Raw genomic sequence first — 19,632 nt, 5'->3', positions numbered from 1 at the left:
GCTCTGCGTCGCGAAAGACGTCGAGCTTCTCTTTCTCTGATGTCCGCGAAGCCGGGGCAGGCCCTCATGCTCCCGCAGTTACGGGACAGCCCTTAGTACCTGGTACATCTCGAACTCGTCGAACCCACCAGGGGCCGGCGTGATTGTCATGTCGCACAGGCTTACCGACAAGGACCCGTCCTGTCACATCCGGCCTGGCGGCAGTTCGATGATCTCAAGAAGCTCGCGTGCCGCCCGGCCTGTCCGTATCGCCGGCGGGAGAACCTCTACAACCTCGCGGGCTCGCTCCTCCACAATGGGTGTGCGGTGGGCGGGGTCCATCCTCAGGAAGGTGGCGCCTGCCAGCTGGCAGGCCTCATCAGGACTTCGGTCCCGGCAAAGGGTGCCATACCCCAGACCTCTCCGGCGGCCATGCGGAGGCCGAGCTGCTCAGCAGCGTCGAGGACCGGGCCCGGCACCGCGAGTCCGGCCCGCACCATCAGCACACCGGGCCGGACCTCGGCGAGGGCTGCGACGCGGAGCAGGGGCGCCGGGTTCCACGTGGCGACTCCCCAGGCCCGGCACAGCCCGTCGGCCTGGCAGGCGGCAAGTGCCTCGCATGCGGCGGGCAAGCCGTCGGGGTCGTGCTCCGGGTTGTGGACGAACACCGTGTCCGGGACCCGCCCCAGCACCTCCCCGGCTTCTGCGACCGCCGCCCGCAGCCGGGCCGGCGCGAGGTCGTGACCGCCGGGGAAGTACCCCACCTTGGCGGAGACCTCGAACCGGTCCAGTAGGTCGCCCGCCGCCGTCATGAGTGCCCGATGCCCCTCGTACCGGCCGTAGTTGTAGGCCGTATCGACCGCGGTGACGCCGACTTCTAGGGCGCGTTCGAGCACAGGGCGGGTGGGACCAGTCCGGTATAGCCCGAGCGTAATTCGTCGGTCAGCTCCGCGCACAGACCCTCCCGGATCAGGATGTCGGCAAGTTCTCCGGCGTCGATGCCGGTCTCGATGGCCGCCCGGTCGACGTCCACCGGCGCGCCGGAGAGGAACAGGCGCAGCGCGGGCAGGGCTTTGCCGTGGAAGGTGAGGCGCTTGCCCGCTGCCGTGACGGTGACGTGGTCGCCGTCAGGCTCGAGGATCGGCGGGAACTCCGTCACGCACACCACGGCGGCCGGCGGCCGAACAGGCCAGCGGTCTGCACATGCCGGGCGGCTGGGCGTTCCTGCTCCCGGGCGGCAAGGAAGGCGGCGGGCCCGAGTCGGTCGGCCAGGCGGGCGGTCGCGGAGGTGAGCGCGGCGGTCTGCTCGGCCTGCGCCTCGGCGGTGCCCCAGCGGTCCAGGTCGGTGCGGAAAACCTCTTCGCGGCGGCACTGGTCCGTCAGCCAGGTCAGCCAGTTCACCCCGGTCCGCTTCACAAAGCCGAACGTCACGTGCAGGCTGTAGCCGTCTGCGCGGTCCGTGCGGGTCGCCTGGTGCCAGTGGCCTCGGGGGATGTGCATGACGTCCCCCGCCCGAAGGGTGCCCTTCCAGAGCGCCTGCTCGGGCGGGATGTTGTTCGGTTCGGCGTCCCGGTACATCGGTACCGGCCGCGACGTTCCTCGCACCTCCCACGACTTCTCGCCGGCCACCTGCACGATCACCACGTCGTGGTCGTCCCAGTGCAGCGCGAAGCCGGCAGCATCCTGCGTCGTCAGATACGCGTTCACCTGGACGAGCTCGTGGGACCACCACTGCAGCGCCCGGCACGCCGCCTCCAGAGTGGGGTCGAAGAAGTCGAGTTCGTCGAGGATTAGAGTGCAGCCCTCGCCCATCAGGGCACCGAGGCGGGTCATGTTCGCGAAGCGGATGCCCTGCCCGCGCCGTGTGACGGTGTCGGTGAAGTACTCGCCGGGGTGAAGCTCGCGCCCGTTCTGGAACACGCGGAACTGGGGGTTCGACAGGCCCCGGCGCATGACCATGTCCAGGAGCCGGGCCGGAGTCAACAGCCGTGGCAGGAGAGCGGGGTCGGATATCCGGCCTCGGACGAAGGCGGAGCCCATCGGGGCGGGGCCGTCCCAGCCGAGTGCGGACTCGATGGCCTGAACGAGCTGGTGCTGCACATGTCCTCCGGGACGTACGACGGGCCGGGCCCGCCGCTCGGTGCGGCGGGCCGGGATCGGTAAACAGCGGCGGCCTACGCCTCTGGGTGGTTCAGGCCGTCGCGGTTCTCTCCGTCGTCGCCGGCGGACGTACCGGTCGGGTCAGACTCCTGGGTGTCGAACCGGTCCTGCACCCGGGCCAGGTGCTCGACCGCGATCAGAAGCCCGGGGACCGCGTCGCTCGCGGGATGTTCCTGCCTTGCCATGATCGTCCTCGCTCACTTCCGACGAAGGGGCTGATGACGCGCGATGGTGCCCTGCGACGATGCCGCCCCGAACAGATGTACGCCAGGGCGCAAACCCGCCTCGCTGCCGCCGACCAGGACCGTGACCGTCCCGGATTACATCGGGCGGCAGCCGTTCGGGCAGGTATTGGCGCCGTCGAGCTCCAGGTCGTACACGTAGTCGCACGCCGGGCAGAGCGCCATGTAGTCCTGGTTGCAGGCGCAGTCGCCGTCGTCACAGGTGGCAGGGCCCGGGCACTCGTACGGCTCCCTCGGCACTACCGGCCGGGGAAGGCGTTCCTTGGGCGGCAAGGTCTCCAGGTAGGCACGGTAATCCGGCCGCTCGCGGGTCGGGCATCCCTCGGGGCACGGCCCCGACAGCCAGGCGTCGTGGCCCGGGATCGGGTCGTCCACCTCGCATCGAGGGGCCACCAAGGGGTCGAATACGGGCCGGTTGTAGCGTTCGCGGCGCAGGGCCTTGGCGGCGTCGGTGTACGACTCCCCGGTTTCGGCCTGACGGCGGCGAGCGGAACCCTTGCGGGCGTGATGGGCGGGCACGGCAACTCCATGAGCATCCAGGTCATCTGAATGCGCCGGCGCCGTGCACCTTGTCCGAGCGCGCCAGCGGAGCCGGCAACGCGGGCCTGCGCAGGGCCCACCTCACGAAGAGGTGCACCGACCGTAGCAGTCCCCGGCCCGCATGCCAGCACGCTCCGGCGGAGTTCACCCCACCGGGTGAAGCGGGGCCCGAAGGTGGGAGCTGACCGGGAACGTCCGGCAGGATGCCGCGCATGAGTGACCCCGAGGAGCCGCTGGCCGACTGGGCCCGGCGCCGCGAGGAGCGTCTCGCGGAACGGAGAGGGCGCCGTCGTGCCCTTCCTTTGGTCGATGGCCCGCTTCGGGGCAGCCACCTCGCTCCATCGGCACCCCGCGCGATCGTGGAGTACGACGGCCTGGCCTGGGTGCCGGTCGCGATCGTGGCGAATCTGGCCGAAGCGCAGGCGCTGCTCTATCCGCCTCCGCCGGAGCCTGCTCGACCGCCGGAGTGGGACCGGCCGGCCCTCGGCGAGGGCCGTGGCCGGCACCGCCGCACACCCTCGAAGCCCGGCGACACCGGGGCCTGATCCTCCCCACTGTCACACGGAGGGAACCCGGCGCCGGGGCTGGGGCCGCTCCGCGTTACGGTCGAAGCGACTGCCCGGCGCCGTTCCGGCGCCCGCACCATCGTGCCGAAGCCGCTCGCACCGAGGAGACCGTCCGTTGGAGACCGACGCCCTGCCCACCGACGGGGACGCATTCTGGCAGGAACGCAGAACCTGCTTCCTGACCACCCTTCGGCCCGACGGCTCCCCGCACACCACCCCTGTCGGCGTCACGTACGACCCCGAGACGCGGATCGCCCGCGTCATCACCGACGGCGACAACAAGAAAGTCCGCAACATCCGCGCCGCCCTGGCCGCCGGCACCGAAGCCCGCGTCACCGTCAGTCAGGCCGAGGGCCGCCGGTGGTCCACCCTCGAAGGCACCGCCGTCATCAAGGACGACCCCGCCTCCGTCGCCGACGCTGAGCGCCGGTACACCGAGCGGTATAAGACCCCGCGGGTCAACCCCAACCGGGTCGTCATCGAGATCACCGTCACCCGCGTCTTGGGCCCCACCAAGCCCTCAGGCTGGTGAGCCGCCCGGCGTCGGGACGGGCGGAATATAGGCGAGGATCCCCGGTTTCGGAAACCGGGGATCCTTCGGAGGATGGACGACACCACCGCCACTTCCCCGATCCTTCGTCGAAAGGCCCCAGACCGAGACAGCCACGCCCTGCCGACCGCTACGCCGCCGCGTACGACAGCCGGAACAACTCCAGCGCCCGCTCCACGTCCTTCTCCGAGCGCAGCTGGACCTCCAGGTCCCCCGTGCCGTGGTGCCCCAGCCCCGTCACGTCCCGGGTGAAGCCCTCCACGAGGCCAACGTCCGCCGGCGCGGCCTTGAGGTAGACGAGGAGCTTGTCCTGCCGTCCGGTGACGCAGGCGAAGTTCCGCAGCCGCTGGTACGCGTCGTACTGCTTGCGCGGCACCTTCGTCACATCCTCCCCCAGCCCACGCAGGACCTCGTCCACGACCGCCGCCAGCTCCGACATGGCGCCGGCCTGCCGTCGGGGTGTCCGCCCGTGCGCGGCGCTCGCACCGACACGCCGCTGGGCCGACCTCCCCTGGCCGGCGACCGAAGCGACCGTCTCCAGCGCGATGTGGTGATCGCCGAACAGCCGGTACCGGACCAGGTCGATCGACCGACGATGCTCGCGCACCGCGTGCAGGTCGTAGCGTGTGAAGTCGCCGGCGATGCAGATCAGCCGCGGAGCGCTCCACAGCACCGCCGAGGCCGGGGTCACCCCGAGGCGCTCGCGGACCAGGGCCTGGAACTCGTCCCAGCGGTCCATCAGCCACGCCATGTAGTACAGGCCCTGCGACAGGACACCGGGGTCGGTCGCCCGCTTGTACTCGACGATCACCGGCGAGCCGTTCTCGTCCAGCCCGAGCGAGTCGATGCACCCGCCGTGGACGGGGCCGGTGCTGTACTCGGTCGCCAGGAAGCGGACGCCGAGCATCGGCTCCATCGCGCTCTCGACGAGCGCCTGCACATCGGCCTCAGCCTCAGCCAGCCACGGCGTGACCTCAGTCACGCCGTTCGTTGTGTCGAACAGTTTCAGGTCCAGCCACCCCCACTCAGCTATCGCCGAGCGAGAACGCCGCAGGGCTGCGGGATTATTTCCCGACAACGCTCCCGCCACACGGGATCAGGCAAGACCGTCATGTACCTCAAAAGGGGCATCTGGACTTCCTGGAACAGACTTGGAACCGTGCACCTAACGCACTATCAGGTAGGTCGCTGACCTCAACTTCCGAGCCACTCTCGTCACAGCGGCGTTTGGAGTGGCCTACTGGAGGTGCTCGGCCGGTACCCCGTTCTGAACGCTCCGCGCTGAGTTGCCGGCGGTTAGAGAACGAGCCGTACTTCCTGGACGGCGCGAGCCGGCGTTGAACGGCCCAGGCGACAGGCGCCAGGCACCCATTCCCCGCGGTGGAGCACATCATCGACCTGGTCTTGGCCCAACTAGAGGCAAGCGAAAAGACGGTGGAGGTCGGGTCCTGTCGGAGCTGACTACTACCATCCCGCCAGTAGACGCGGCCCCGGCCGGAGTGAGATTCCGGCCGGGGCCCCTTCTGATCCCAGGGAGATCAGCATGGGGACGGTACGGCAGCTTCCACCCAAGTCGCAGCGGGCATGGGACGTATTCAGGGCTCGCGTGACCGAACTCGGTGGCGAGGTATTGGAGTCCGGGTGGCTCGGCAGCAATCGCCCGCACCGTGTCCGCTGCAAGGAAGGGCACGAGGGGAGCCCCTGGCCCGCGACAGTGCTGCGTGGGCAGGGAATTTGCCGCGTCTGCGCGGGCAGGGATCCGCGTGCAGCCGAAACTGCGTTCCGAGCCCCTGTGAACGCATTGGGCGGAGAGGTCCTGGAACCAACCTGGCTTGGCATCAAGACCCCCCACCGCGTCCTCTGCAACAAGGGCCACGAGTGTGCACCGCGCCCCAACGACGTACAGCAGGGTCAAGGGATCTGTCGCACCTGCGCAGGCAGGACCCGCGTGCAGCCGAAACTGCATTCCGGGCCCGTGTAGCCGCATTGGGCGGAGAGGTCCTGGAACCTACCTGGCTCGGTGTGAGCCGCCCGCACTGTGTCCGTTGCAAGGAGGGGCGTGAGAATACACCCCAGCCCAATGCCATCGCCCAAGGGCAGGGGATCTGCCGCACCTACGCAGGGCTGGATCCCCGTGTAGCCGAGGCAGCGTTCCGAGCCCGTGTGGCCGAATTGGGCGGAGAGGTCCTGGAACCAACCTGGCTTAGCGTCGACGTGCCGCACCGGATTAGGTGCAAGGAGGGGCACGAAAGTGCACCACGTCCCAACGACGTGACGAGAGGGGGAGGGGTGTGCCGCACCTGCGCGGGGAGGGCGTGGGACGTGTTCTATGTCGTCGTTGACGAGGTGAGCAACCGCATCAAGTTCGGTATCACTTCGGGAGATCCGCGCCCCCGGCTCGGCGATCACGCCCGTGATGGCTTCGAGGTCGTGGTGCGTCTTTTGGCCGGCCTTCCAGAGACTGTCGCCCCGGACCTGGAACGCGACGTGAAAGCGACGCTCACCCTGGCAGGGATCAAACCGATACGGGGACGCGAGTACTTCGACCGCTGTTCTGCCGAGGCGGTGATTCTTGACGTGGTGCACCGCTACCCGATTCCCTCGGCTGGACAGAGGCTGGCGAGCCCCGGCGCAGTGACACCGTCCTGACCCCTGACCTTCCGGCTGTCAGCTCACTGGCAGCCGCAGCGCCGAAGGAGTGGGACGGCCGATCGGCAGGGCGCCTACCACGATGAGGCGGGGAACTTCGGTGGCGCTGCGGGCATAGGTGTTGATCCATACCCGGTCATCGAAGTCGGAGTATCCGGCCGCGTGATTGCTGTGGTCGCCAACAAGCAGCATGCCGAACGGCGGGCCGGTGACCGTGTAGTTGGCGGCTGCTACCGACGCCGGATGTCCACGATGGCTCCGGAGCCATACACCAGGAGCAGGACGCCCACCGCCGTGGCTGAGATGACGTAGCCCTCGATCGCCTGCGGCAAGTCGAGCGACGCCGTGAAGAACACGGCGCCGACCGTCAACACCACCGCCAGCACATCCCGAAGCCGATCGCGCACCAGTGACCGTGCCGGCTCGACCTCGGTCAGGTCGTCGTCGAGCAGCGCGCCGACGCGCCCCTCCGCATAGCGCTCGGCGATGGTCAGCCACTTGTCAGCCAGCTCGGTGAGCGTCGGATCGGGGTCGCTGTAGAGGCCGTGCTCCACTTCATGGATTCGCGCGACGACCTTGCGGGCGTGTTTCTGCAGATGCCCCCAACGCATGGTGTGGAGTGGCACTATGCCGCGCATGTAGTAGGCCCTGCGAATGTTCCTGAGCGCAGGGCTCGCCTTGGCAGGGATGTCGCCCGTCTTGTAGATCTTCTGCTCTCCGGTGGCTGTGGCCGCTTCGGCGCAGCGCTTGATCACCTCGGCGATGTGGTGGATCGGGGTGTACACCTGGACGGGTGCACGGTCCCCCTTGGGCTCCATCTGTCGGTGTGCCAGCGGGCTGCCGGTGAACAGCTTCGGGAAACCGATCATCGCCGGGAACGTCATAAATGCGACGCTCATAAACGCGAACACCATCGTCCCGCCGGTGATGTAAAGCCAGAAGACGACCGGCTCCGTGGTCCCGTAGAGCTTCGTGAGCTTGGCGATCAGGATGTCTGCCTTGTCCGGCCCCTTGGTGATCAGCTTCTGTACGGCAATCGTCGCCATCCCGAGAATCCAGGAAGCCCAGAACCACACCCAGAGAATCCCTACGGAACCGCGCACCGTGAACCAGAAGCCGGTGTGCCGGTTGTAGCGGCGGAGTGCGCTCTCGACGCCGGCGGCGATGGGGCGGTCGATGCCGAGGTCGTCCAGGGCTCGGCGCAGGTCAGCTACCACCTTGTCGTCCGATGCTTGCAAGCGTCGGCGCCACCACCTCCAGGGGCGGGCGAGGCGTGACGGCAGCGAGGTCGGTGGGGCCGCGTCCGGAGTGGGCCTGGAGACATGGCCGTTCTCCGTCCCGGGCTCGGTGATGGTGGGTGCGGTCACGTGGTTCTCCTCATGCTGCGGGGCCACATGCGCCACACCGTACGTGGCCCCGCTGACATCGCTGGCAGTGTTACGAAAGGCCGAGGACTCCGCGGCACCGGAGGTCCAGCCCCGTGGCGCAGCAGCCATCGCAGGACGGGCCTCTCCCTCTGGCACATCGCCGAAGAAATCTCTACGTCCCGCCGGAACACATGTCCCGTCTGCCTCGGCTTGGCCACGCACGAGGCACCACACGCCATGCGCGTCTTCGCCCGCGGCCCGCACTGTCTCGGTCCAGTCCGGAGGGCCAGCGGCACCGCGCGAGTACCCGGTTGGCGTCCTTGGGGCGCCCGGCATTGGCATCACTTCGTCCTGGAGCACGAACGACACTGCCACAAACCCCCTCAGCGACACCTCGACAGCACCCCGCGCGTTGCCGGTGGAGCCACCTTGCGCCTGGCGGCCCATCTGTCCGCCGCTCACGCCCACGGCAGCGACGCCATGGTGGCCGACACCACGAGCGGAGTCGCGAAGAGCGCGGTCAACGGCTCGCCGAATCGCCTGCTCAACTCGCTCTTCCGACCCGGCGATCTCAGTCCCTGTTCTGCGGTGGGGCTCCGGTGATTCCCAGGCACCCGCGCGGGTCAAGGACTGACAGACACCGTTTACTCCCCTCAAACTGGCGTGCTATCGCTGGCTTTAAGTCACGTTTCAAGTGCTGCTTCGACTGCCAATACCGCTTCGGCCAGACTTCGGAAGACCTGAGTGCTACGCCCAAGCCGTTTCGTTCCACGCGCCAGTGGCTCGCGCATCTGCCGCTCGCAGACGACGAAGTCGGCGTAACCGGCCGCGCAGGAGAGATAGACCATGTCGATCACGTCATTCGGCTTCCATGTGGTGCCACGATTGAGGTGACGTTCATGGAGCATCTCCCGGAAGAGGCCCAGAGCCGGAAGAGAGCTCATCTTCTGGACGGGCTGAGAGCCTGTCCCCCAGTCCTTCAGTTGCTCCGGCGTCATTCCTGCGGCGAAGGATTCCTCGGCCACCTTGTTCCGCAGGTCGCTGAGGAGCCATGTGTCGATCGCCTTGCGCTTCTGCTGAGCATCGCCGCTTTGGATGTCCAGCCAGTCACTGAACTTCTGGTTCACCTCCGTCCAGCCAAGCTCAGGACCGCGCTCCCCAGCTTCCGAGTCCAGCATGGTGTCGATCAGACTCACGGCAGAGACAAGCGCCTCATGCTGGAACGCTGCCGTCGGTGGAAAGTCCGCCGGCGCCGAGGCAGGAACGAAGCCTCTCGCGGCGGAATGAAGCGAGTTCGGCTCCAACGTCACGACCGGCGCCATCACCTCAGGCTGCCCGAGCTCCGCACGGAACATCAGACGGAGTTCATCCCTCCAAACCTGCAGCGGATCCCGCAACTGCCAGCCCCTGCTGGCCTGAAGAATGGACAGACCTAGACGGTAGCGCCCCTCCGCGTTCGACCACTTGGTCGTCTCGTAATAGTGCCCCGACGAAGCAGGAAGGATGATCTTGCGCTCCGCTGACCACTGCGCAAGTCGAAGAGCCGCGACTCGATCATCCGCCGTCCCGCTCTGCTGCCCTTTCATCGCATCGCTTACGAGGCGCCATTTGTTCTGATCCAGATAGACGATGAGCCGTCCGGCCAGCTGGTCGGCTCGGTCAAGCCGGGGGAGCTCGAATACGATGCTGTCGCCCTTGAGAGTCTCCACAACCAAGCCTTCGAAGGTCGGCGGGTAGGAGACCCGAGACAGCAGACTTGTCGGTTCGAACAAGGGGCCAGGCAGCGGCAGCCGCGCCTCTTTGCCGTCGGACCTGACCAACACGAGGGCGTCCGAACCACGATCGGCTGTGATCATCACGATGGGCAACTCGTCTGGGCTCTCCATCCGCTCATGATGCACAAGCAGCAACCCTGAGGACACGGCGGGACGATGATCGGCACCGCCGCGGGGGGAGAGAGACCAAGCACGCCAAACCGCCTGTACGGCTACCAGGCGAGGAAGACGCTGGCCCCGGAGACGCACCTGACGACTCGTCAGTAAAGTCAGCAAAAGGTCAGCATTTAGCTGACCATACCTGCTCGCACACGAGCACACCGTAAAAGCACACCCCGCTGGCTGCGCCACCGAGAGAGGATGCGAAACCATCCCTCCCGGTGACACGCCGAAAGTCGGAGGCACAGCCGGGCAAGCCTGCTTCGGACATCGGCCGCGAGGAGGAAACCCCAGGTCAGCGCACCCTCCCCCGGGCCTTCAGCTGGGGCGCCGGGACCTCCGGGGCCGGGAGGGGAACGCCGTCGTAGCCCTTGACCTCGCCGAAGCGGTCGCTGGTCATCCACTCCTCGCGTGCCTTGCGGATCTCCTCGTCCGTGCGGCCCACGAAGTTCCACCACATGACGATCTCCTCCTCGAACGGCTCACCGCCCAGGAGCATCAGACCGGCGTCGGACGCGGCGCGCAGGGGCAGTTCCGTGCGGCCGCAGCCGAGGTAGAGCATCGAGCCCGGCAGCAGGGGTACGCCGTCGACATGGGCCTCGCCCGACATCGAGAGGACCGCGTACTCGAAGTCGGGTTCGAGGGGGAGGTTCGCCTCGGCGCCCGCCGTCAGGGACAGGTCGGCGCCGATCAGCGGGCTGTAGACCGTGCCGGGGGACGTCGCGCCGTCGAGTTCGCCGAGGATCACCGTGGCCGTGATGCCGGGAGCGGTGACCCTCGGAAGGTTCGCGTGGTGCTGGAAGTGCGGCTCGACGTGGCGGTGGGCGTCCGGGAGGGCGACCCACAGCTGGGCGCCGTGCAGGAAGCGGGCGTGGGGCCGGGGGCTCTCCTCGGAGTGGGAGATGGCCCGGCCCGAGGTCATCAGGCCCAGCTCGCGCGGCCGGATCGTCTGGAGGCTGCCGGTGCTGTCGCGGTGCAGCACCTCGCCCTCGTGCAGCCAGCTGACCGTCTGAAGCCCCATGTGCGGGTGCGGCGGCACCTGCATGCCGGGCTCGTCCGCGATGTCGTCCAACCCGTAGTGATCGACGAAGGCCCACGCGCCCACCATGCGGCGGCCCAGGTTGGGCAGCAGACGACGGACCTCGGTGGACTCGCCCAGTTGGACACGGCGGGGGCTGAGGAGTTCCCGTACCGGCTCGGCGACGACGAAGCCGCGACCGCCGCAGACGTTGAGGGCGGCCTGACGATCAAGATTACTCATGGCGCTCAACCTATTCCTGTCCGGGCATGGAGCGGGTGCGCCCGCACGAGAATGATAGTGGAATGTTCAACCACTCGGTTCTGTTGACGGCAGTGCGCCCTCACGGGGTGGCGGAGCGGAAAACCGGTGGAGGAGATCCCATGAGCGAGACGTACTACGAGTTCGGTACGGCCGCCGAGCGCTGGGACCGCGCGCGGCTGTTCTTCGAGGCGAAGGAGTACCTCCCCGCCGCGTGCATCCTGCGGGGCCTGGTCTCCGAGCACCCCGAGCAGACGGCCCAGCGCCTGCTGCTGGCCCGCGCCTACTACCACTCGGCTCAGCTCTCCCGCGCCGAGACCGAGCTCCGGGCCGTACTGGAGCGCGACCCGGTGGAGCACTACGCCCGGCTCATGCTCGGGCGCACGCTGGAGCGGCAGGGGCGCGCGGCGGACGCGGCGCCGCATCTGCGGCTCGCCGCGGCGATGGCCGGGGAGCTGCCGGAGTGATCTTCGGGCGCGGACGCGGGGAGCCGCGCCGCCCCTGAGCCGAGGGGACGCCCTCCCGGCGGGGACGTCCTCCCGCGAGGGACCGACGAGGCGGCCGTCCGATCCCATCCGGCAAACCGGTGGCGCCCCGCGCGAAACCACCACCGGGCTTGGGTAGGGTCGGCCCGGGAGGTTCGGACCGTGCGCGCGGAACGGCTGGGACACAGCGGCATGCGAGCGGGAGGCGCCCTGGCGCACCTGCTGCTCGTCGTCGTGCTCGCGCTCGGCGTCTTCGTGATGCACTCGGTGGGCCATCCGTCGGAGTCGCCGAGCAGTGGTGCGACCGGGACGGCACATGTCTCCGCCACCGGACCGCACGCGCCCGGCCCCGATGAGCCGGACTCCTCACACCACTCCGCCGCCGGGCCCCACGCGCCCGCCCCGCCGCACGACTCCGGTATGACGATGGACATGACCACGCTCTGCGTGGCCGTCCTCAGCGTCTGGCTGCTCGCGGGGCTCGTCCGGGCGGCGCTCGGACGCCGTCGCGACCGGCCCGCCCGGATGATCGCCGGATTCTCACCGGGCCTCGGGCCGAACGCCCCGCCGCCCCGGCCCCCCGACCTCGCCCAGCTGTCCATCCTGCGGATCTAGGCCGAATCGCCACCGCGGGCGCCTCGCGCCGCCCGTGGACGCGTCCCTTCGGCCCTTTCCGCGCGTACGCACGGGCGTACGCCGCACAGACAGCACACGAGGTGTGACCCATATGCGTGCCCTGACGAACCCCGCCGCCCGGAAGCTCGCCCTCATCGGCGCCGCGACCGCGGCCGGCCTGCTGCTCTCCGCCTGTGGCTCCGACGGCCATTCGTCCAGCGGGACCGAGCACGGCGGCGAAACCTCCGCTCCCGCGAGGTCCTCCGCTCCCGCCACGTCATCCGCTCCCGCCACGGCCGACGCGTCGGGTGAGTTCAACGACGCCGACGTGGCGTTCGCCCAGATGATGATCCCGCACCACGAGCAGGCCCTGGAGATGGCGAAGCTGGCCGACGGCCGGGCCCAGGACCCCGAGATCAAGAAGCTCGTCGTCCGGATCGAGAAGGCCCAGGACCCCGAGATCCAGAGGATGAAGGCCTGGCTCAAGCAGTGGGGCAAGCCCGAGTCCGCCGGTCATGACGGCCACGGCGGCGGCCACGAGATGTCCGGGATGATGTCCGAGCAGGAGATGAAGGACCTGGCAGCCGCCAAGGGCGAGGCCTTCGACAGGAAGTTCGCCGAGCTGATGATCGCCCACCACGAGGGCGCGGTCGCGATGGCCAGGACCGAACAGAGGGACGGCCGTAACGAGTCGGCGAAGAAGCTGGCCGACGACGTGGTGCGTACGCAGTCCGCCGAGGTCACCCAGTTGCGGACCCTCCTCGGACGGCTCTGACCGAAGCCCCCGGGGGCGTCCCTCGCGGTGAGGGACGCCCCCGGGCCCGCGGCGTCAGGCGCGCGGGCGTGTGCTGACGGTCTCGCCCCCCACCACGACGGTCTCGGCCACCGTGCCCGGGATCTCCTCGGGGTCGACGCGCAGGATGTCGCGGGAGAGGATCACGAAGTCGGCGAGCTTGCCGACGGTCAGCGAACCCCGGTCGTGCTCCAGGAAGTTGGCGTAGGCCGAGCCCATCGTGTACCCCTCGACGGCCGTGGCGACGTCGATCGTCTCCTGCGGCGTCCAGGGCTCCCCGCCGCCCGACAGCGGGCGCCGGGTGACGGCGGTGTAGATGCCGACCATGGGGTCCATCTCCGCCACGTTCCAGTCGCTGGAGAGGGCCAGTACGGCTCCGGCGGCGTGCAGGCCGCGCAGCGGCCATGCCTTGTGCCAGCGTTCCTGGCCGATGTTCTCGGCCCAGTCCTGGCCGGGTCCCGCGATGTCGGGTGCGGCGTGGCGGGGCTGCATACAGGCGACGACACCGAGTTCGGCGAAGCGCGGCGTGTCGGCGGGGTCGAGGCATTCCACGTGGACGATCTGGTGCCGGGCGTCCCGGGGGCCGTTCACGGCCCGGGCGCGGGCGACGGCGTCGAGGACCGTACGGATGCCTCGGTCGCCGGTGGCGTGGACGAAGCACTGGAAGCCGCGGGCGTCGAGCCGGGTGAGCAGCTCGGCGAACTCCTCCGCCGGGTAGAAGGTGTCGCCTCGGTGTCGGCCGCAGCCGGCGTACGGCTCCAGGAGCGCCGCCGTACGCGGTTCGACGACGTCGTCGATGTAGAGCTTGAGCGGTCCGACGCGGAGTCGGTCGTCGTTGTACTTCCTGGCCGCGGCGGCGAACGCGTCGAGGTCGGCGTCGGTGGTTCCGCGGGGGTGGAAGAGGGCCGCGACCAGCCGGGAGCGGAGCCGGCCCTCGGCGCGGGCCCGCTCGAAGAGGGCCAGGTCGTCGAGGGAGTTCTGCGGTTCGACGACCGTGGTGATGCCATAACCGATGGCGTCGTCCAGGCTCTTGGTGAGTCTCCCGTACTGCCGGTCGGGCGCGGCCCACGGCACGCCGAGCTCGCGCAGCGCGCGGTGGCCGTCGCGCGAGAGTCCCTTGACGGCGAAGTCCCGGACGAATCCGTTGGGTTCGCCGGTGGCCGGGTCGGTGACGGCCTCGCCGAACGGCAGACTGGTGCGGTCCCGGTGGACGCCGAGCCGGCGCAGGGCGGCGGTGTTGAGCCAGGCGGTGTGCACGTCGTAGCTGAGGACGAGCGCCGGTGTGTCTCCGGTGACCGGGTCGAGGTCGGCGGCGGTGGGCATCCGGCCGCCGGGGATGGCGGAGTAGTCGAACGCCTCGGCCTCGATCCACGCGGCGTCGGGGTGGGACGCCCGCCAGGAGGTGATCCGCTGGTGGACGGCGTCGAGGGTGCGGGCTCCGGCGAGCTGGACGCAGGCGTCGTCGGAACCGAGGCGTACATGGTTGTGGGCGTCGATGAAGCCGGGCAGGACGAGGCGGCCGCCGGCGTCCAGGATCCGGGTGTCGGCACCGGTCCACGCGGCGGCGTCGGCGTCGGCGCCGACCCAGACGATCCGTCCGTCGCGCACGGCCAGCGCCTCGGCCTCGGGCAGATCGGGGTCGACGGTGTGGATACGGGCGTGGGTGAGAACCAGATCGGCGGGCGCGGGCTGGGTGACAGGGGTGTGCATGAGAGGGGACTCCATGTGCCACGCGGGCACCTTGAGGGGGCTTGGCGGTGACGTGCGGGGGATGACGGGGGTACGCGGAGGGACCACGCAGGCTTACGGGTGGGCCGGGGAGGCTTCCCGGCGGGCTGGCGCGACCGTGTGGCGCGCGAGGAGCACGTACACGAGCGCCGAGACGAGCGCGCCCAGGAGCGTGAGGTCGGCCCCGCCGAGCGGTGCGACGAGCGGGCCGGTCCACAGCTCGGAGTCGCAGGTGAGCGCGGCGAAGAGCATGCCGGCGAGCAGGGCCGTCATTCCGGCGGGGTGCCAGCCCGCGCGGTACCCGTACGCCCCTCGGGCGCCGGCGTGCAGCGCCTCGGAGTCGTAGGCGCAGCGGCGCAGCACCATGTCGGCGAGGAAGACACCGCCCCAGGGGGCGAAGACGATGATCAGGAGGGAGAGGAAGGAGAGCAGCGAGGTGGTGAAGTCGGTGAGGAACAGGGCGCCGAGGGAGCCGAGCGCGGTGACGGCGGCGCTGATCACGATGGCGCGGGCGCGGCTCCACGGGATGCCCAGGACCTGGAGGTTCAGGCTGGAGGAGTAGAGCGTGATGATGGAGTTGGTCACCGAACCGCCGAGGACGAGGGCGAGGAAGAGCGGCTGGAACCAGCCCGGGAGCAGCCCTTCCGCGCCGGCGACCGCGTCCGTCATGTCGGTCTGGGTGGCGGCGGCGACCCCGGCGACGCCCAGGGCGACGGAGGAGAGGAAGCCGCCGAGCGCGCCGCTCCAGGTGAGGGCCCTGAGGGAGGTCGCGCGCGGCAGATAGCGGGTGTAGTCGGCGGGCATGGGGAGGTACGAGAAGGGGCCGGCGAGCATGACGACGAAGGCGAGGCTCCAGCCGGAGGCGCCCGGCCCGGTGGCCGGCGCGGCCGTGTCGGCGCCGGGCAGGACGAAGACCAGCAGGGCGGCGAAGCCGACGGCGAGGGCGTAGGCCATCCAGCGTTCGGCGAACTGGACGGTGGCGTGTCCCCACAGGGCGACGGCGAAGGTCATCGTCAGCGTGACCGCGAGTGCGGCGGCGCGGGCGACGGCGCCGCCGCCCCAGCCGACGTCGGCGAAGAACGCTTCCAGCGCGAGGGTGCCGACGACCGTGTTGACGATGGTGTAGCCGATGCCGACGACCCAGTTGAGCAGTCCGGCGGGCCAGTTGCCGCGCACGCCGAAGGCGGCACGGGAGATGACGAGGGTCGCCGTGCCGGTGCGGACCCCGCTGAGTCCGGCGGCGCTGACGGCGAAGAAGAAGAGTCCGCCGATGACGACGACGGCGGTGGCCTGCCAGAAGGAGAGGCCGAAGGCGACGGCGAGGGCGCCGTTGATCACGTAGGTGAAGGTGAGGTTCGAGCCGAACCAGAGCCAGAAGAGGTCCTTGGCACTGCCGTGCCGTTCGGTGTCGGGGATGGGGTCGATGCCGTGGCCCTCGACCTGGAAGACCTCGTCCCGGCCGACGTCGGCCGCTCTCTCCTGTGGCGCCATGCCCACTCCCGCTTCCGCCTCCACCAGGTCCGCAGACCTTGAATGCCGTTCTAGAAGTTAGAACGTCATTCAAGATGTGGGAGGCGTACCCGCCTCGTCAAGACCTCGGGGACACCCGGTTAGAGTCGTGACCCTCGGGACCAGACGGCGGAGGCGGAGCGGGTGACAGGGTCGGCACGACGGCGTGACGGGCACATCGCCCAGGAGCGGATGCTCGAGGAGGCCATGGCGGCCATCGCCGAGGACGGTCTGGCGGCGCTCACCATGTCGGCGCTGGCCGAACGCCTGGGCACGAGCGGCGGCCACATCCTGTACTACTTCGGCAGCAAGGACCTGCTGCTGCTGGCCGCGTTGCGCTGGAGCGAGACGGCGCTCGCCGAGGAGCGCCGCTCGCTGCTGTCCCGCCGGCTGACGGCGGAGCGCAAGCTGGACCTCTTCCTGCGGCTGTACCTCCCGCGCGGCCCGCGCGATCCGCGCTGGACGCTCTGGATCGAACTGTGGGCCCGCACTCCCGCCAACGAGTCCCTCCGCGAGGCCCAGCGCGAGCTGGACCGGGGCTGGCAGGAGGACCTGGAGGCGCTGCTCACCAAGGGCGTCTCGCAGGGGCGCTTCGCTCCGATGGACGCCACGGAGGTGACCGAGCGTGCTTCCGAACTCCTCGCGCTCCTCGACGGCTTGAGCACGCGGGTCGTCCTCGGCCAGGAACAGGGGCGGGACTCCCGCCCGGCGCTGGAGGCGGCGAGAGCGGCGGCCGAACGGCTGATCCCGCGAGCCCGCTGAACTCCGTCGACCTCGCCGGCCCGCGAGGGCGCGGGGCGCGGGGGTCCGTTCACCCCGTCGTCGGGTCCTCCCACGGCAAGGGCTCCACGGGCGTCATGGGCCAGTCCGGCGTGCCGGGCCGGTGGCGGGACAGGTCGGCGTTCCAGAGGATCTGTTCGGCGTGGAGCGCGGCCCGTGACAGCCGGGCGATCGAGGGGTAGGAGGCGCCGATGACCTGGGCGAGGGCGAGGGTGGCCTCGGTATCGGAGGCGGCTTGCCCGGGGTGGGGGTGGGGGACGCCGTACCACGCGGTGACCGCGTCCAGGGAGCGGCGGCCGGGGCGGTAGCGGTCGGCGTGACGGTCCAGGACGAGAGGGTCGCAGACGGGGGCCACGCCCGTCGGCAGCCGCTCGGTCAGCGGGCGCACGCCATGGCGCAGGAGTTCGGCGTGGAGGGTGGTCAGGACGTGGGGCGCGAACCAGACGACCAGCAGCTCCCCCGACGCGAGGTGCCCGGCGAGCAGGTCCGCCACCTCGCCGAGCGCGTGCGCCGCCGGAACCCCCTCCCTCCGCGCCCGCTCGATCGTGATGCCGTGGCCTTTGCCGGGCGCCAGGGAGAGCGGATCGGATCCAGGATCCAGAATCCAGTCCGATGACAGGCCGTCACTCGTCCGTACGGAGGCGGCGAGGACACGGTCGACGGCCGCCCGGTTGCCGGTGGTCGCGATGTCCAGGGCCATGAGCCGGCGGCGGTGCCAGCCGGGGTGGTCGAGCCGGGCGGGAGGCGTCGGCTCGCGTACGTGTTCCGGGTGGTAGACCTCCCAGCCGCCGGTCCGGCCGTGCCGGAGCACCCCCGAACCGGCGTGGACCACGGCTCCGCACACCGCGCACGGCCCGTCGTAGTCGTTGACGAAGCCCCCCGGCCCCGCACCGGGCCCGGCAGCCGCCCCCGGCCCGGGGCTCATGACGTCCCGGCGCCGTCGCGGTACGCCTCGAGGAGCCTCAACCACGCCTCGCTCAGCGTCGGATACGCCGGAACGGCGTGCCAGAGGCGGGCGATCGGGACCTCTCCCGCCACGGCGACGGTCGCCGAGTGGAGCAGCTCCCCGATGCCCGGCCCGACGAGGGTGACACCGAGGACGATCTCCCGTTCGAGATCGACGACCATACGGGCGTGGCCGCGGTAGCCGTCCGCGTACAGCCCGGCGCCCGCGACGCCGGAGAGGTCGAGGTCGACGGCGCGCACCCGGTGCCCGGCGCGCCGGGCCTCCGCCAGGGAGAGGCCGACCGACGCGGCCTCGGGGTCGGTGAAGACGACCTGGGGCACCGCCGTGTGGTCGGCGGTGGCCGCGTGCGCGCCCCAGGGGTCTTCCTCGGGCAGGGAGTCCCCGGCGGCGCGGGCGGCGATCGCGGCGCCCGCGATCCGGGCCTGGTACTTGCCCTGATGCGTCATCAGGGCACGGCGGTTGACGTCACCGACGGCGTAGAGCCAGTCGTGGCCGGTGACCCGGAGGCTGTCGTCCACCGAGAGCCAGGAGCCGGGCTCCAGACCGACCGTCTCCAGACCGATGTCCTCGGTGCGCGGGGCGCGGCCGGTGGCGAAGAGGACCTCGTCACCCACGACGTGGTTGCCTCCCTCCAGGACCACCGTGACCGGGCCGGTGCTGCCGTCCCGTACGACGGCGGAGACGGAGACGCCGGTACGGATGTCGGCCCCGCGCGCGGTGAGGGCTTCGGCGACGTGCTCGCCGACGAACGGCTCCATCCGGGTCAGCAGGCCGTCGCCGCGCACCAGCACCGTGACGTGCGAGCCGAGCGCCTGCCAGGCGGTGGCCATCTCCGCGGCGACCACTCCCCCGCCGACGACGACGAGGCGGTCCGGGACGCGGTGGGCGCTGGTGGCCTCGCGGCTGGTCCAGGGCCTGGAGCCGGTCAGGCCCGGCAGCTCGGGCAGGACGGCGCGACTGCCGGTGCACACGGCGACGGCGTGCCGGGCGGCGAGGAGGTGGCGCTCGCCCTCGGGTGCCTCGACGGCGACCCTCCGGGCTCCGGCCAGCCGTCCGTGGCCGCGAAAGAGCCGCGCGCCGGTGGAGTCGAGCCAGGTGACGGCGTTGTCGTCCTTCCAGTGGGAGACGTAGTAGTCGCGGTGGGCGAGCACGGCGGCGGCGTCCAGCGGCCCTTGGACCGACTGCCGGAGCCCGGGCACCTTGCGCGCGTCGGAGCGGGCGATGGCCGGGCGCAGCAGCGCCTTGCTGGGCATGCAGGCCCAGTACGAGCACTCCCCGCCGACCAGTTCGCTCTCCACCACCGCCACGCTCAGGCCAGCCGCCCTGGCCCGGTCCACCACGTTCTCGCCGACCGGTCCCGCGCCGAGGACCACCACGTCGTACTCGTGCTCCACCGCTCGTGTCATGGGCCCCAGTCTGGCCGCAGGTGTGCCGGGAGGCCACAGGGGAAGGCGCCGCGGTGCGGTTCCGGAATAGCCGGGGGCGACGC

18 protein-coding genes and 1 pseudogene are annotated in these 19,632 nt (G+C 70.3%); 7 read left to right on the top strand and 12 right to left on the bottom strand.

Annotation, left to right across the window (positions count from 1 at the left end; genetic code table 11):
* Positions 1–323 precede the first annotated feature (323 nt).
* The 4 genes and pseudogenes from ACWDX6_RS10100 to ACWDX6_RS10085 all read right to left on the bottom strand — a co-directional run bounded on the left by ACWDX6_RS10100 (position 324) and on the right by ACWDX6_RS10085 (position 2,900).
* Positions 324–875 (bottom strand): aldo/keto reductase, encoded by a 552-nt coding sequence (locus ACWDX6_RS10100; RefSeq protein ID WP_451484474.1) that lies wholly within the window; start codon positions 873–875, stop codon positions 324–326.
* A pseudogene (locus ACWDX6_RS10095) lies at positions 857–2,079 on the bottom strand (JmjC domain-containing protein). Before ACWDX6_RS10095 ends, ACWDX6_RS10100 begins: the two are co-directional and overlap by 19 nt.
* Positions 2,080–2,153: 74 nt before the next feature.
* The gene (locus tag ACWDX6_RS10090) at positions 2,154–2,324 is read right to left on the bottom strand and encodes a hypothetical protein (RefSeq protein ID WP_199813094.1); all 171 of its coding nucleotides are present in this window, start codon (positions 2,322–2,324) and stop codon (positions 2,154–2,156) included.
* Positions 2,325–2,459: 135 nt separating this feature from the next.
* Positions 2,460–2,900, bottom strand: a complete 441-nt coding sequence (locus ACWDX6_RS10085) for a hypothetical protein (protein ID WP_451484473.1) — start codon at positions 2,898–2,900, stop codon at positions 2,460–2,462.
* A gap of 233 nt (positions 2,901–3,133) precedes the next feature.
* On the opposite strand from ACWDX6_RS10085, the gene ACWDX6_RS10080 reads away from it, so the two are divergent.
* Positions 3,134–3,466: a DUF6087 family protein gene (locus ACWDX6_RS10080; RefSeq protein WP_451484472.1), complete on the top strand. Its 333-nt coding sequence runs from the start codon at positions 3,134–3,136 to the stop codon at positions 3,464–3,466.
* A 136-nt stretch (positions 3,467–3,602) separates the two neighbouring features.
* Positions 3,603–4,019 carry a PPOX class F420-dependent oxidoreductase gene (locus ACWDX6_RS10075; protein ID WP_451484471.1) on the top strand — a complete coding sequence of 139 codons (417 nt, stop codon included), beginning with the start codon at positions 3,603–3,605 and terminating at the stop codon, positions 4,017–4,019.
* A 148-nt stretch (positions 4,020–4,167) separates the two neighbouring features.
* On the opposite strand, the gene ACWDX6_RS10070 is transcribed toward ACWDX6_RS10075, so the two are convergent.
* The gene (locus ACWDX6_RS10070) at positions 4,168–5,019 is read right to left on the bottom strand and encodes a transporter (protein WP_451484470.1); all 852 of its coding nucleotides are present in this window, start codon (positions 5,017–5,019) and stop codon (positions 4,168–4,170) included.
* A 1,340-nt stretch (positions 5,020–6,359) separates the two neighbouring features.
* On the opposite strand from ACWDX6_RS10070, the gene ACWDX6_RS10065 reads away from it, so the two are divergent.
* A complete protein-coding gene (locus ACWDX6_RS10065) occupies positions 6,360–6,686 on the top strand; it encodes a hypothetical protein (protein ID WP_451484469.1) in 327 nt (108 codons plus the stop codon).
* 230 nt (positions 6,687–6,916) lie between these two features.
* On the opposite strand, the gene ACWDX6_RS10060 is transcribed toward ACWDX6_RS10065, so the two are convergent.
* The 3 genes from ACWDX6_RS10060 to ACWDX6_RS10050 all read right to left on the bottom strand — a co-directional run bounded on the left by ACWDX6_RS10060 (position 6,917) and on the right by ACWDX6_RS10050 (position 11,248).
* Positions 6,917–8,053 carry a hypothetical protein gene (locus tag ACWDX6_RS10060; protein WP_451484468.1) on the bottom strand — a complete coding sequence of 379 codons (1,137 nt, stop codon included), beginning with the start codon at positions 8,051–8,053 and terminating at the stop codon, positions 6,917–6,919.
* Between the two features lie 683 nt (positions 8,054–8,736).
* Positions 8,737–9,939 (bottom strand): hypothetical protein, encoded by a 1,203-nt coding sequence (locus tag ACWDX6_RS10055; RefSeq protein WP_451484467.1) that lies wholly within the window; start codon positions 9,937–9,939, stop codon positions 8,737–8,739.
* Between the two features lie 343 nt (positions 9,940–10,282).
* Positions 10,283–11,248 carry a pirin family protein gene (locus tag ACWDX6_RS10050; RefSeq protein WP_451484466.1) on the bottom strand — a complete coding sequence of 322 codons (966 nt, stop codon included), beginning with the start codon at positions 11,246–11,248 and terminating at the stop codon, positions 10,283–10,285.
* 140 nt (positions 11,249–11,388) lie between these two features.
* Between ACWDX6_RS10050 and ACWDX6_RS10045 the strand changes: the two genes are divergently transcribed.
* The 3 genes from ACWDX6_RS10045 (at position 11,389) to ACWDX6_RS10035 (ending at position 13,141) form a co-directional block, all read left to right on the top strand.
* Positions 11,389–11,733 (top strand): tetratricopeptide repeat protein, encoded by a 345-nt coding sequence (locus ACWDX6_RS10045; RefSeq protein WP_451484465.1) that lies wholly within the window; start codon positions 11,389–11,391, stop codon positions 11,731–11,733.
* 180 nt (positions 11,734–11,913) lie between these two features.
* Complete coding sequence (locus ACWDX6_RS10040; RefSeq protein WP_451484464.1) at positions 11,914–12,366, top strand: DUF6153 family protein; 453 nt, start codon at positions 11,914–11,916, stop codon at positions 12,364–12,366.
* A gap of 112 nt (positions 12,367–12,478) precedes the next feature.
* Positions 12,479–13,141 (top strand): DUF305 domain-containing protein, encoded by a 663-nt coding sequence (locus ACWDX6_RS10035; protein WP_451484463.1) that lies wholly within the window; start codon positions 12,479–12,481, stop codon positions 13,139–13,141.
* A 54-nt stretch (positions 13,142–13,195) separates the two neighbouring features.
* Here ACWDX6_RS10035 and ACWDX6_RS10030 read toward each other — a convergent pair whose 3' ends face one another.
* Complete coding sequence (locus ACWDX6_RS10030; protein ID WP_451484462.1) at positions 13,196–14,869, bottom strand: amidohydrolase; 1,674 nt, start codon at positions 14,867–14,869, stop codon at positions 13,196–13,198.
* Between the two features lie 93 nt (positions 14,870–14,962).
* Positions 14,963–16,378 carry a purine-cytosine permease family protein gene (locus ACWDX6_RS10025; protein WP_451484461.1) on the bottom strand — a complete coding sequence of 472 codons (1,416 nt, stop codon included), beginning with the start codon at positions 16,376–16,378 and terminating at the stop codon, positions 14,963–14,965.
* Between the two features lie 162 nt (positions 16,379–16,540).
* Between ACWDX6_RS10025 and ACWDX6_RS10020 the strand changes: the two genes are divergently transcribed.
* Positions 16,541–17,158: a TetR/AcrR family transcriptional regulator gene (locus tag ACWDX6_RS10020; RefSeq protein WP_451484460.1), complete on the top strand. Its 618-nt coding sequence runs from the start codon at positions 16,541–16,543 to the stop codon at positions 17,156–17,158.
* A gap of 49 nt (positions 17,159–17,207) precedes the next feature.
* On the opposite strand, the gene ACWDX6_RS10015 is transcribed toward ACWDX6_RS10020, so the two are convergent.
* Positions 17,208–18,101 carry a hypothetical protein gene (locus ACWDX6_RS10015; protein ID WP_451484459.1) on the bottom strand — a complete coding sequence of 298 codons (894 nt, stop codon included), beginning with the start codon at positions 18,099–18,101 and terminating at the stop codon, positions 17,208–17,210.
* Positions 18,098–19,549 (bottom strand): dihydrolipoyl dehydrogenase family protein, encoded by a 1,452-nt coding sequence (locus tag ACWDX6_RS10010; RefSeq protein ID WP_451484458.1) that lies wholly within the window; start codon positions 19,547–19,549, stop codon positions 18,098–18,100. Before ACWDX6_RS10010 ends, ACWDX6_RS10015 begins: the two co-directional genes overlap by 4 nt.
* Between the last annotated feature and the right edge of the window lie 83 nt (positions 19,550–19,632).

Source organism: Streptomyces sp. NPDC003027, from assembly GCF_053591435.1.
This window is presented reverse-complemented; position numbering and strand designations above follow the sequence as displayed.

Bases quoted from the DNA above. Each gene is read 5' to 3' on its own strand.
- ACWDX6_RS10010 (WP_451484458.1), bottom strand. From the start codon at position 19,549: ATGACACGAGCGGTGGAGCACGAGTACGACGTGGTGGTCCTCGGCGCG.
- ACWDX6_RS10080 (WP_451484472.1), top strand. From the start codon at position 3,134: ATGAGTGACCCCGAGGAGCCGCTGGCCGACTGGGCCCGGCGCCGCGAG.
- ACWDX6_RS10055 (WP_451484467.1), bottom strand. From the start codon at position 9,939: ATGGAGAGCCCAGACGAGTTGCCCATCGTGATGATCACAGCCGATCGT.
- ACWDX6_RS10090 (WP_199813094.1), bottom strand. From the start codon at position 2,324: ATGGCAAGGCAGGAACATCCCGCGAGCGACGCGGTCCCCGGGCTTCTG.
- ACWDX6_RS10035 (WP_451484463.1), top strand. From the start codon at position 12,479: ATGCGTGCCCTGACGAACCCCGCCGCCCGGAAGCTCGCCCTCATCGGC.
- ACWDX6_RS10045 (WP_451484465.1), top strand. From the start codon at position 11,389: ATGAGCGAGACGTACTACGAGTTCGGTACGGCCGCCGAGCGCTGGGAC.
- ACWDX6_RS10025 (WP_451484461.1), bottom strand. From the start codon at position 16,378: ATGGCGCCACAGGAGAGAGCGGCCGACGTCGGCCGGGACGAGGTCTTC.
- ACWDX6_RS10050 (WP_451484466.1), bottom strand. From the start codon at position 11,248: ATGAGTAATCTTGATCGTCAGGCCGCCCTCAACGTCTGCGGCGGTCGC.
- ACWDX6_RS10015 (WP_451484459.1), bottom strand. From the start codon at position 18,101: ATGAGCCCCGGGCCGGGGGCGGCTGCCGGGCCCGGTGCGGGGCCGGGG.
- ACWDX6_RS10030 (WP_451484462.1), bottom strand. From the start codon at position 14,869: ATGCACACCCCTGTCACCCAGCCCGCGCCCGCCGATCTGGTTCTCACC.